The following is a 12,875-nucleotide window of genomic DNA, read 5'->3' on the forward strand; positions in this document are numbered from 1 at the left end:
CAAACGCAGCGAAATGCTGCGTTTTTAGTTGCCCACAATCTTGATTAAATTCTCTGCGGTCGCGATTGCTTGCTTGCGATTGGCGATATTCAACTTCTGATACAAGTTACGGATATGGGTTTTAATTGTGGTGCCTGCCACGTCCAATTCGTGCGCAATTTGTTCATTGGTTAAGCCAGAATAGATCAAGCCTAACACTTGCCATTCTCGCTGCGTGAGCGGGCTATTACGCACCAGTTCTGGAACTTGAGGGTGATGCACCAATCGGTCAACAAACCCTTCGTCAAAATGGTTTGCGCGTGAGCGCTGCGCCAGATTGACCGACTTCAGCAGTTGATTGACACGGTAACGAGTGAGGTCATCAAGTTCTGCCAGGAAACTGTGTTGCTCTAGCAGTGGCGTGAGCGCTTCAATATCGTAAAGAAAGTCACCAACGATGCCGGTTTGATTGGTCAGAAGTAGCGCTTGCTTCAAGCTTTCAATGGTGACCGATGGCTTGTCAGCCGCAAGGTTGATTACTGCGCGTAAGATTGCATTACGGCTGGTGTCCGCCACCAAGTTGTGTTGTAGCGCCGCATCCTTGAGCAGGTTCAGTGTGTCAGTCGCTTGGCTATGTTGTTTGAGCAACGTCTGCGCGCGAGCGATGTTGCGCCCATGCTGCTGGGTAAAATGATTGCATGCTTGCTCGATTGGAGAGGCTTTCTCTAGCCAAAGCTGAATGCTGGTGCCATCTTGCTTTGCCTGCCAAAACAGCAGTAAACAAAGCTCAGCACTCGCCGTTGCGTCGGTATGATAAAAGGCTTGGGCAAGGCGCAGTTCAATTTCGAGCACATACTTGGCGGCTTTATCTAATTCCCCGCGGCAGATGGCAATGCGAGCTAATAAAGAATAGCTCTGCAACTGCAACTTATCAGGCATCTGTTTAGTTAATGAGAACGCCTGCTGTGCATATTCCTCCGCCTCTTCTAGACGATTCCAACTAAAGAGTAATTGGGCGCGCACGCGCAGCAAAAACTCGTACAGAGGGTCTTGGTTCAAATGCTGATCTTCAATCAATTTAAAGCCGCTTTCCTGCACATCAAATGCAGCTTGCAGATAGCCTTTTGCCACCAGAATTTCACTCTGTTGAGCAATAGCCCAAAGCGCTTGGTGATGAACTTGATATTGTCGTGCGAGTTTTTCGGTTTGCTGCATCAAAGGTAATGCGCGGTCAAGGTAGCCCAACACATGATTGACTTCGCCAATAACAGACGTGGCGACAATACGGCTATGGAAAGCTTGCCCATCAACCTGGCTCAAGGCTAATTCGGCGAGTTGTAACGCAAGTTCTGGTTGATTTTTGCTGACAGCAATCTGCGCCTTTAAAGCGTTAAATTCGCCAATATCGCTGTTATTTGTTGCGAGATGGGAGGAATCTGCATGATGTAAAATCAACTCAACGTCTTCATGGCGTTGTTGGCTTTGTGCGATCCATGCATGCAGCAGACACAAGGTGGCATTACGATAGATTTGCTCGCTACTCAAATGACTTAATATTTGCTGTAAATACTCGAGTTCACCACTGTTAAATAACTGCCAACCTGATTGCTGCAATATCTCGACGAGCATTTGTTCACAATCGGCTTGTTCTGCATGCCAGAGTGCTTGCTTGGGATTAGCGTGTGCTAGCCAAGCTTGCGCGGCAGTTTGATGCAGGACTAACTCTTGGTCAATGAGTTGGACTTTCCTTTCGTGGACCAAAAATTCTTTGAACAGGCTGTGGAAGCGAAACCAGTTATATTGCTCCTGAATCGGTTGAATAAACAGCCCAAAGCGTTGCAGGTTTTCAATCATACTTTGCGCATCACTGCGTTTTGTCACTATCGCCGCAAGGGTATGGTTGAATCTATCGAGTACCGAACATTGCAATAAGAACCGCTGAGTATCTTGGTCGGTATTGGCAAACACTTCCTCTATTAAATATTCCCACAAATGTGTTTGATTGAGCTCGCTAGGCTGCGTGTTTGCGGCAAGCGATGAGTGGTTTTGATAGCGGGTTTGCCATGCGATTAGCTCAAGTGCGGAAGGCCAACCTTCTACGTAATCAAACAATTGCTCCACTTTGCCTGCTTCAAGCGGGGTGTCAATTCGCTGCTCAAGGAAAGCTCGCGTCTCTTCTACATCAAAAGCCAACATATTCTGTTCAATTTCAATGACTAATCCGTGAATACGTAGGTTGGATATACCCAGAGGTGGCATTGAGCGACTGGTGATAAGTAGCGTGAGGTTATCTGGCATGAGTTTAATGAAATATTTCATTGCCTGATGTATTTCTGGGTCTTGAATATGATGGAAGTCATCAAGCACTAGATAACTGTTGGCTTTGTGTTTACTGATCTGCTTGAGCGCATCTGTAAGCAGCTCCATGACGCTCAGTTGCGGGTTTTGCTCGGCTAATTTGAGGGTGGATTTACAGGATTGGCTCGTCGCCTCATTCAATGCTGCAACAAAGTAACCAGCAAAACGGTAAGGTAGGTTGTCATTTTCGTCTATGTTGTACCAACCGACACTCTTTTCTACTTCAACGAACTGTACTGCTAGAGCAGTTTTGCCATAGCCAGCGGGTGCCCGTAGCAATATCAGTTTGTGTGGTTTATTTAGCGTTAAGCGTTGCTTGATTCTTTCACGCGCAATCAGCGACATGGTGTAGCTTGGGCGACTGAGTTTAGAAGGAATCCACATCCTGTTTTGATCCTTATACTCGATAAATTGAGTGTGTTTTAGCTTATGTTACGCGATAAAGCAGCATTAGATGTATTGCTGCTCAGTGGTGATGAATTAGAACAACGGCTACCTCACGCTTTATTACTCTCTACGCCTTAGTTATGTGATGGCTGTCACTTATTGGCTCTGTAAGGCAGAAAGTAAGCACAATTTATCGCTAATAACTGAATTACAGAGAGGCACTTTGTTGATCAAATTCACGAATTTGGGGATTAGTCTGGTTCGGTTATCAGGCGGAACGGCTGAGTAGTCTGGAATGAAAGTAGCAGTTTTAAGTGATACGTATCACTGAGTTGGGTGACTGAGTTAGCCTAAGAGTGATATTGGTCACGTGTTGTTTGGTTTTAAGCCCACTACGCCCCCCAATCTCCACCTTACGGGTTGAAGCTCTAGGATGATGTATCCCCGCTTATGCCTAAGCAAGATACGACTATCCTATTTGAAGTTATGGTTGGGATCGTGGCACCACTCGATGTAACTAGCTTAACGGCTAGCTTTTACTTCTGTAGTGCGACCGACCGTAACGTTTAGTTGTTTAGGCTCAGTACTGCCCAAGAATTGCTTATTAACTGGGTTATGACAGGGAAACGAGAGAGATTTCAACGATGAAACCGACACAGCAGATCCATTTCGATAAAGCTTCATTCCAAAACAGTGTAAAAAAACACCTTAGCTCAACTTACGCCACCACCATTGAAAAAGCGTCAAGCCGCGCTTGGTATTTGGCGATGGGGCGTGCCCTCGCAGAATTGACAACCTTTGACCTGTTAGAAACCGAACAAGATGACAAAATCCGTAACGCTAAAAGTGTGAACTATTTGTCACTTGAGTTTTTGATTGGTCGCTTAACGGGTAATAACCTGATTAGCATGGGCTTATATGAGCCAATTTCTCAAGCGATGGAAGAGCTGGGACAAAACTTGACTGACCTATTGGAAGAAGAGCGCGACCCTTCCTTAGGTAACGGTGGCTTGGGGCGTCTTGCCGCTTGTTTTATGGACTCGCTTGCCGCACAAGAATTCCCAACTGTGGGCTATGGTTTGCACTACGAATACGGTTTGTTCAAACAATCTTTTGAGCAATGCCATCAAAAAGAAGCACCCGATGCATGGCGTGGTGTAGAAGGGTATCCATGGGAAATTGCTCGTCCTGAACTGGCACAAGAAATTGGCTTTTACGGTCACGTTGAAGTGAGTCAGGATAATGGTCGTGAAGTGCGCCGTTGGGTGCCGGGCATGACCGTAAAAGCAATGCCGTGGGATATTCCAATTGTTGGTTATCAGAGCGATACGGTTTATCCATTGCGCTTGTGGGAGTGCCGAGCTATCGCGCCATTCTCACTTGAGAGTTTCAACAACGGTAACTATTTTGAAGCGCAGCATGCGCTGATCGATGCGGGTAACATTACTAAAGTTCTTTATCCAAATGATAACCATGAGAAGGGTAAAACGCTGCGTTTAATGCAGCAATACTTCCATAGCGCAGCCTCTGTGCGCGATATCTTGCGTCGCCATGAAGAAGCGGGTCATACCTTAGCTTCGTTGCCGAAATACGAAACCATTCAACTTAACGATACTCACCCAACCATCGCTATTCCTGAACTGATGCGTATTTTTGTTGATGAGAAAGGCATGGGTTGGGATGAAGCGTGGGCGATTTGTTCAAAAACGTTTGCCTACACCAACCATACGCTATTGCCTGAGGCGCTTGAGACTTGGAGTGAATCACTGATTCAACGTCTACTGCCTCGCCATATGGAAATCATTTACCACATCAACCACTTGTTCCTAAAAGAAGTGCGTGAGAAGTGGCCAGGCGATGTTTCAAAGCAGCGCAAGCTTTCTATCATTCAAGAAGGCTTCCACCGCATGGTGCGTATGGCGAACCTGTGTGTCGTTGGCTCTTATGCTGTCAATGGCGTTGCCGCCTTGCACTCAGAATTGGTTAAGCGCGATCTATTCCCTGAGTTCCATGAATTGTATCCGAATCGCTTACAGAATGTGACTAACGGCATCACGCCGCGTCGTTGGTTGAAGTTCTGTAACCCAGGACTAAGTCAATTGATTACGGACAAGATAGGCGACCAGTGGGCTGCGGATCTTGACCAACTCGAGGCGATTTCTCAATACGCCGATGATGCAGAATTTCAGCAGCAGTTTATGGCGGTGAAGAAAGCCAATAAGCAGCGTTTAGCGGATTGGGTAAAAGCCAACATGGACATCGAGCTCGATACCAATGCGATCTTTGATGTGCAGATCAAGCGTTTACATGAATATAAACGCCAACATTTGAATATGTTGCATATTTTGTCGCTTTACCATCGCCTGCTGAATGATGCTGATTTCGATATGGCGCCTCGCGTGTTTATCTTTGCTGCCAAAGCGGCACCGGGTTATCACTTGGCTAAGCAAATCATCTATGCAATCAATAAGATTGCCGAGAAGGTAAACAGCGACCCTCGCATCAACAACAAGCTCAAAGTGGTGTTCTTGCCGGATTACCGCGTCAGTATGGCAGAAATCATTATTCCAGCGGCGGATGTATCAGAGCAGATCTCCACAGCGGGTAAAGAAGCGTCGGGTACCGGTAATATGAAAATGGCGCTTAATGGTGCCTTAACCATCGGAACTATGGATGGGGCGAACGTCGAAATTCGCGAAGAAGTGGGCGATGACAACATCTACATCTTTGGTCTAGAAGTCGATGAAGTTGAACGCCTACATGCCTCTGGTTACAACCCATATGCTTACTACAATGCTGACCCATTGCTAAAAGCGTCGCTCGATCTCCTGATTGGTGATGAATTTACACCAGGTGAGCCGGGTAAGCTGGGCGCAACCTATGACAGCGTTTTAGATGGTGGTGATCCTTACTTAGTGTTAGCTGACTTTGCCTCTTATGTTGAAGCGCATGAAGCGATTGATGCGCAATATCGTGACCAAGCGGGTTGGGCGAAAAAAGCCATTCTAAATACGGCATTAGTCGGCAAGTTCAGCTCAGATCGCAGCATTAGAGATTACGTTAACAACATCTGGCAACTTGAAAGCGTTAAGCGCTAACGAGAAAAAGACCACCGTAAGGTGGTCTTAGTTTCCACATTTTACCGCTTTCGGAGAAGTTTATGATTAGTAATACCGTACTCAAACAGGTCGCTAGCTTGGCTCATATCGCTGACTCTTACATCAGCGCTTGGGGAACGCCAGCAGAGGTAGAGCCAGAGAGCATTGTGCGTTTGTTATCCTCGCTAGGTTATGACACCAGCAGTGATGAAGCGCTGTTAGCAAGTTGCAGCAAAAAATCTCAAAAGGAGGTGCTTGCGCCAGTTTTGGTACTCAAAGAGAACCAAGCGTTTGAGTTTTCGCTGAATATTGGTCAAAGCATCCGGGCAAGTGAGTTTAAATGGTCAATTCAAACTGAGCAGGGTGAGCACTTCTCTGGAGAAGTGAGTGCAAACGTTGTGCGTGATGAACGCACCACTGGGGGAGCGCTAGTGGTCGCTCTCCCTAGCGAGTTGCCTTGGGGATATCACCAACTCAGTGTCGAACGCAAAAGACGTAAAGCGCCTTATCAAGCCCGTGTGATTGTGACTCCGCAAGCTTGTTTCAAACAAGCAGCGATGGATCAGGGCAAAAAAATGTGGGGTCCAAGCATTCAGCTCTATACGCTTAAGAGCAGCCACAACTGGGGGATGGGCGACTTTGGTGATCTGAAACAATTGGTGGCAGAAATCGCCTCTCGTGGTGGTGATTTCGTCGGCTTAAACCCAATTCATTCATTGTTTCCTGCAAACCCGGAAGCAGCGAGCCCGTACAGCCCATCTTCGCGCCGTTGGCTTAACATTCTCTACATTGATGTGAGCTCAGTGCCGGAGTTTGCGTTGAGTAGCCAAGCTCAACAGGTTGTGGGTAGTGGAGAGTTTCAACAGCGATTACAACATGTGCGAGACACCCACTGGGTCAATTACAGCGAAGTGGCGGCGCTAAAAATGAGTATTTTGCCGTTACTGTTTGCTGAGTTTAAAGCACGTCATATCGAAGCCAACAGTGAACGTGCGCGCCAGTTTTTGGAGTTTGTTGAGCTTGGTGGTGACAGCTTGCTGCATCAAGCTGCCTTTGATGCTTTACATGCAGAGTTGCATCTGCAAGACCAAAGTATCTGGGGGTGGCCAGTATTCCCTGAGAAGTATCAGCGTTTTAGCAATAAAGCGGTTCAAGAATATATTGAGCAACATCGTGACCAAGTCCATCTGTATATGTATTTACAATGGGTGGCGGATTGCCAAGTGAAAGAGGCGCAACAGCTGGCTGAGAGCAAAGGCATGTCGGTTGGTTTATATCGTGACTTAGCGGTCGGTGTGGCGGACTCTGGTGCAGAAACTTGGGCTGATAGCGGTAATTTGGTGCAAGATATGAGTATCGGCGCTCCGCCGGATGTACTCGGTCCTCTAGGGCAAAACTGGGGCTTGCCGCCATTGAATCCTCAAACGCTGCAAGCTACAGGTTTCCAAGCTTATATCGATTTACTTCGCGCCAATATGAAGCATTGTGGCTCTTTGCGTATTGATCATGTGCTTGGTCTGTTACGTCTGTGGTGGATTCCAAAAGGTGAAAACGCCACTAAAGGTGCTTATCTCTACTACCCGGTTGAAGAAATGCTGGCAATATTGGCGCTTGAATCTCACCGTCATCAATGCAGCGTGATCGGTGAAGACCTCGGTACTGTGCCTGATGAAATCGTCGATAAACTGCGTGAAGCGGGTGTGCACTCGTACAAAGTATTTTTCTTTGAAACATCCAAAGAAGATGGGGGCTACCTGTCACCGGCACATTATGCTGGGCAATCTATGTCTGCACTCTGTACTCACGATATGCCAACCTTACGCGGTTTCTGGCATTGTGATGATCTTAAAATGGGTAAAGAGCTTGGGCTGTATCCGGATGAAGAGCAACTGCAAGGGCTGTTTGATGATCGTCTTAAGAGCAAGCAAGGCATTCTCGATTCAGTTGCATGGCACGGATATCTGCCAGAAGGTATTGGTCGTGATGCCTCTTTGGTGCCGATGGACAAACACCTAGCAGAAGCATTGCAACTGCATGTGGCTGCGGGCTCATCAACGCTACTGAGTGTTCAGCTGGAAGATTGGCTTGAGATGGATCAACCAGTTAACATTCCCGGCACAGTGAATGAATACCCGAACTGGCGACGTAAGCTATCGATGGACTTAGAACATATTTTTGGCTTGGATGCGGTTAATCATATCGCGGATAAACTTTCGCAGGTTAGAAGCAAGGCTTCTTCTTGTTAAGCAGATAAATCAGAGGGTAACGACTGATGTAGCAAAGTTTGATCTCAATGCTCACGTCGCGACCCTAATTCGAGATACTCTGCATATTGACGCTTAACCCAAGTTGTTGGGGTAGGCGGAATTTCAAATAATTTTGCCCGTGACGGCTTTGTTTCACGGGCTTTTGCTTGTTGCTATTCTTTGCTAGTGCGAGTGGTCGGAGTGATTGGTTGAGGAAAGGCTTTTCTTGTCAGTCGCCTTGAGTCATTTCGTCACGTTGAGAAGATCGCGGCAATTTTGAACAAAAAAGTTAGAACAACAAAAGTTAGGTTAGGGAGAGAATAACTTGAATACCACGGTAGAGAGAAAAACGCAGGCTTATAACCAGCTTTCAGGGGCTTCTTTTGCCGACCCATTCTCATTCTTAGGACCATTTTTAGAGCCTAAATGTGGCTCTTTGCGAGTCTGGATGCCGGGGGCGGATAAAGTGGAAGTGGTGCTGGATGATCAGACCCGTATCCCTTTGACCCAAGAAACCGAAGGCGGTTTCGTGATGTCGCAGCAACGCGACCTGCGTTTTAGCCACTATCAGTTAGCAGTGGATTGGTCTGGTGTTGAGCAGTTGATCGATGACCCATATCAGTATCATGCTATTTACGCAGAATACGATGACCTGCATACGCCAAAGAATATGTATCGCCACATGGGGGCGCAATTTGTCACGTTAGAGCGTGATGGTAAGCAGATTTCAGGTATTCGTTTTTTGGTTTATGCACCTCATGCTAGCGCGTGTAGCTTGATTGCGGACTTTAACCACTGGGATGGTCGTCGTACGCCGATGCAGCGACTCGACTACGGCATTTGGGGTATTTTTATTCCTAATTTAAGCGAAGGTGTTCGCTATAAGTTTGAGCTTAAAGGACCAAATGGCGAGCGCATTGCGCATAAAGCCGATCCGTGGGGGTGCTTCGCAGAGCAATACCCATCTTTCTCCTCTGTGACTTACGACCATCAACGTTATGCGTGGCAAGATAACGAGTGGCAGCAACGCCCTGTGACGGACAAACGTAAGCAAGCACTCGCTTTTTACGAACTGCATGCAGGCTCGTGGCGTCGCGATGAAGATGGACAGTTCCTTAACTACCGTGAACTTGCCAATCAATTGGTCCCTTATCTGGTCGATCTTGGCTATACCCACGTTGAACTAATGCCAGTATCAGAGCACCCCTTTTACGGCTCTTGGGGCTATCAACCTGTGGGGCTATTTGCGCCAACCAGTCGCTTTGGCACGCCAGATGATTTCAAATATTTTGTCGATACCTGTCACCAAGCGGGTATTGGTGTGGTGCTGGATTGGGTGCCAGCGCACTTCCCATCAGACGATCACGGTTTAGCCAATTTTGATGGCACACCACTGTTCCATGATCCGGACCCACGTCGTGGTTGGCACCAAGATTGGAATTCTTATATCTACGATATGAGTCGTGAGCACGTTAGACGTTTCTTAGTCTCTAACGCTCTGTATTGGTTTGAGCAATTCCATATTGATGGGATTCGAGTCGATGCTGTGGCGTCGATGTTGTATCTCGACTACTCGCGTAGTCACGATCAGTGGATCCCGAACATCGACGGCGGCAATGAGAACTACGATGCTATTGCAACGCTTAAGTGGATGAATGAGGAGGTGTACAAACACTTCCCGAATGCAATGACGATTGCGGAAGAGTCAACAGCGTTCCCGGGTGTATCAGCCCCGACGTATCTTGGCGGTTTAGGCTTTGGTTTTAAGTGGAATATGGGCTGGATGCACGATAGCTTGGCGTACATCAAAGAAGAGCCAGTGCATCGCAAGTATCACCACAACACCATCACTTTCCCGCTGATTTACGCCCACAGTGAAAACTATGTCCTGTCACTTTCTCACGATGAGGTGGTGTATGGCAAAGGCTCGATTCACAACAAAATGCCGGGCGATGAGTGGCAGCAAACCGCTAACTTGCGTGCTTACTACGGTTATATGTACGGTCAGCCTGGTAAGAAGCTCAACTTTATGGGCGCTGAACTGGGTCAAACCGCGGAGTGGAATCATGATGATCAGCTGCAATGGTTCTTATTGCAATTTGGTCGCCATCAAGGTGTGCAACACCTTACCCGTGATCTTAACCTGCTGTATCGTCAAGAGGTGGCATTGCATGAGTTGGATTGTGAGCCAAGTGGATTTGAATGGCGCTTACAAGATGAATCAGACAGCAGCATTTTGGCGCACGAACGTATCAGCGAATCTGGGGAACGGATCTTGGTTATCTCGAACTTCACGCCTGTGCCACACAATCAATTCCAATTGGGTGTGCCTTTCGCTGGGCGTTATCAATTACTGCTTAACACTGATAACACCAAATACGACGGCAGCGGTTTCGAGGTGCGAGAGTTGATTGAGACGGAGGACAAAGAGAGTCAAGGGCTTGCTCAATCTTTGCAGATGAGTTTGCCGCCACTTTCGACTTTGTTCTACAAACTGCTCGACTAGATAGAAAAGATAATGCCTCACTGAATCAGTGGGGCATTTTTTTATCAAGGGGACTATTTTCTCCTACACTGAACAAAAAAGGAGAAAAAACAAGATGATTACCGCACTCTACGCCTCGTTACTCACCCTGCTAATGATGTGGTTAGCTGTCCAAGTGATCAAGCAGCGCCGCACCAATCGTGTTGCTCACGCGGATGGCGGAATTGAAGGGCTGCAAATTGCCCGCAGTGCCCAAGGTAACGCCGTTGATTATATTCCTATAACGGTAATCTTACTGGCATTGGTCGAATACAACGGCGCAAACAGTTTGATTATTCACGGTTTAGGCGTGTTATTTCTAGTTGGGCGAATCATTCATGCGCGGGCGATATTGGCCAAAGACCTCAAAGGGCGCGTAATGGGTATGAAGCTGACCTTCGCTGTGATGTTTACTTTAGTGGTCTTTAACCTTATCTACTTACCGTTTGATAAGTTGTGGTAGTGATGAATGTTAGATGGCCGCCAGCATGGCTTCTGGTTTTAGTTGGCTTGGTTCTGAATATTCTCGCGATTCTAATGTCGAGTGTGGTGCTGGAAGATCTAAGCAGCAAGATGTCTGGCTTTAATGAGCGTAAGCAAGACAATCTCTATTCAATTCAGTTAGCGTGGAATCGAGTGGAAACGCTTGAGCGCAAAAAAGAGTTGGCGCTAATTTATCTTAGCCAATCGGATTCGGTGAGTCACAGTGCTGACGCTTCGCTTGTCGCAAGTGAATTAACCAAACAGTTAAGTGACTGGGTTGGTGAGCCTGTTCCCATTTTACTCACCACAAACCTCAGTCAAATAATGGCAGTCATCGAGCGAGCGCAGAAAACGCAACGTGAGCAGATTGATGACTTTTATTTGCAGAATTTGACGTTCAATGAACGGTTGAGTGCCTTGGATGAACAGATCGCTTGGTATCGTAATATCAGTTTGTTTTTGCAGGTGTTTGGACTGGCGTTAATTCTGGCAAGAGATCTCGCAAGAAAATAAAATGGCGTAACCTCGGTTACGCCATTTTTATTAGTAAGCTATTGATAAATAATTGATAAGCTATCTAAATAGCCACTTGTTGAGTGGGGTTTTCTCTACGCCTTTCACCAGCAGTAGCGTCAGAATTACTGTGCCAGACAAGACCGTCGCATCTTTAGCTGGACCGGTTAACTGCATTGCGCCTGTCACATTCATCATCACAATGATGAGCGGTAAGTGCGCCACATAGATAGCGAGTACCGATTTGGATAAGTTCATTATCCACGGTGAGTTGCCCAAGTTCGGTTTCGCCAACAAGAATAGGAAGATGCCTGTTCCCCAAAGCATGGTACCAAACAGGAAGTCGTTACCGTTAAATGGCTGCTCGTAACCGGTGAGGAAAAAAGCTTCGCCGAAGTGTAATGTCATGCCTACTAGCGCCAAGACAATGCCTTGAGCAGGGGTCGCTTGGATGTTTCGCTCGCGAATAACAAAACCAATGGCAAACATTAAGGTACTGAAAAATGGACCGTTACGAGTAAAGAATGGTGACCACAGCTCAGTGATGTTGACGTAGCTGCCCGCCAGCACGCCGTAAATGTAGAGAACAATCGCGACTGGCAGTAGCAAGCGCCCTTTACCGGCTTGTAGCAGTAATGCTGTGATTAACGCTGCGATCATTAAAGCTGGAATAAACCACAAGTGAACTAAGCTGCCCTCCAGCAAAGTATTCACAGGTGCTTGCATTAGGTAGCCCCAGTAGCCGCTGCGTTCAGCCAAATAGCCCTCAGTCATCACTTTGTGTAAGTTAAATGGCATTAACAGACAAATGACGCTCCAGACTATAAATACGCGAATCAATGGCGCACAGTAGCTCTTGAGCGTTGCTATTGGTGTTGCGGTGAGTTTGGGCTGAATTAAATAGCCAGAAATTAGGAAAAATAGCGGAACAGCAAAGCGGGTCGATTGGTTAAAAATATAACCAAACCAAGGGGTGTCTTGGTAAAGGAAGTAACTCAGGAACATTTGGCAATGCATCGCCACGATGACGAAAATCGCGACAAGGCGTCCGAGCTCTATGCTGGTAATTTTTTTAGTATCCATAACGTCAACTTAAGTTATTAAATTGCGCACAAGCTAGCAGGAAAACGTTTATATTCAATGGATGTGCGTCAATTCCTACGTTGTTTCAGCCCTAAATTTGTTTAATTCGAGATGAAAATCAAGTTTGTGAACTGGTCTGATGTTTAGTTTAAGGGTTGTAAAATAGAACGTTCGTGCTAAAAATAGATTATTGAAGAAAAATGG

Annotated in this window: 7 protein-coding genes; 5 read left to right on the forward strand and 2 right to left on the reverse strand. The window is 46.7% G+C overall.

Annotation, left to right across the window (positions count from 1 at the left end):
• Nucleotides 1–24 precede the first annotated feature (24 nt).
• Nucleotides 25–2,721 (reverse strand): HTH-type transcriptional regulator MalT, encoded by a 2,697-nt coding sequence (gene malT / locus GZN30_RS15180; RefSeq protein WP_075648249.1) that lies wholly within the window; start codon nt 2,719–2,721, stop codon nt 25–27.
• Nucleotides 2,722–3,368: 647 nt separating this feature from the next.
• Here malT and GZN30_RS15185 point away from each other — a divergent pair.
• The 5 genes from GZN30_RS15185 to GZN30_RS15205 all read left to right on the forward strand — a co-directional run bounded on the left by GZN30_RS15185 (nt 3,369) and on the right by GZN30_RS15205 (nt 11,588).
• Entirely contained in the window at nt 3,369–5,822 is a 2,454-nt protein-coding gene (locus GZN30_RS15185; protein WP_075648248.1) for a glycogen/starch/alpha-glucan phosphorylase, read from the forward strand.
• Nucleotides 5,823–5,884: 62 nt separating this feature from the next.
• Nucleotides 5,885–8,068 (forward strand): 4-alpha-glucanotransferase, encoded by a 2,184-nt coding sequence (gene malQ / locus GZN30_RS15190; protein ID WP_075648247.1) that lies wholly within the window; start codon nt 5,885–5,887, stop codon nt 8,066–8,068.
• Between the two features lie 325 nt (nt 8,069–8,393).
• Complete coding sequence (glgB, locus tag GZN30_RS15195; RefSeq protein ID WP_075648245.1) at nt 8,394–10,574, forward strand: 1,4-alpha-glucan branching protein GlgB; 2,181 nt, start codon at nt 8,394–8,396, stop codon at nt 10,572–10,574.
• 94 nt (nt 10,575–10,668) lie between these two features.
• Complete coding sequence (locus GZN30_RS15200; protein WP_075648243.1) at nt 10,669–11,055, forward strand: MAPEG family protein; 387 nt, start codon at nt 10,669–10,671, stop codon at nt 11,053–11,055.
• A 2-nt stretch (nt 11,056–11,057) separates the two neighbouring features.
• Nucleotides 11,058–11,588: a DNA mismatch repair protein gene (locus GZN30_RS15205; protein ID WP_075648241.1), complete on the forward strand. Its 531-nt coding sequence runs from the start codon at nt 11,058–11,060 to the stop codon at nt 11,586–11,588.
• Nucleotides 11,589–11,648: 60 nt separating this feature from the next.
• On the opposite strand, the gene GZN30_RS15210 is transcribed toward GZN30_RS15205, so the two are convergent.
• Nucleotides 11,649–12,671, reverse strand: coding sequence for an acyltransferase (locus GZN30_RS15210; RefSeq protein ID WP_075648239.1), 1,023 nt, complete (start codon nt 12,669–12,671; stop codon nt 11,649–11,651).
• Nucleotides 12,672–12,875 lie beyond the last annotated feature (204 nt).

Source organism: Vibrio ponticus, assembly GCF_009938225.1.
GTDB classification, from domain to species: domain Bacteria; phylum Pseudomonadota; class Gammaproteobacteria; order Enterobacterales; family Vibrionaceae; genus Vibrio; species Vibrio ponticus.

Coding starts and splice junctions, on each gene's coding strand:
- malT (WP_075648249.1), bottom strand. CDS start 2,721: ATGTGGATTCCTTCTAAACTCAGTCGCCCAAGCTACACCATGTCGCTG.
- GZN30_RS15185 (WP_075648248.1), top strand. CDS start 3,369: ATGAAACCGACACAGCAGATCCATTTCGATAAAGCTTCATTCCAAAAC.
- malQ (WP_075648247.1), top strand. CDS start 5,885: ATGATTAGTAATACCGTACTCAAACAGGTCGCTAGCTTGGCTCATATC.
- GZN30_RS15200 (WP_075648243.1), top strand. CDS start 10,669: ATGATTACCGCACTCTACGCCTCGTTACTCACCCTGCTAATGATGTGG.
- GZN30_RS15205 (WP_075648241.1), top strand. CDS start 11,058: ATGAATGTTAGATGGCCGCCAGCATGGCTTCTGGTTTTAGTTGGCTTG.
- GZN30_RS15210 (WP_075648239.1), bottom strand. CDS start 12,671: ATGGATACTAAAAAAATTACCAGCATAGAGCTCGGACGCCTTGTCGCG.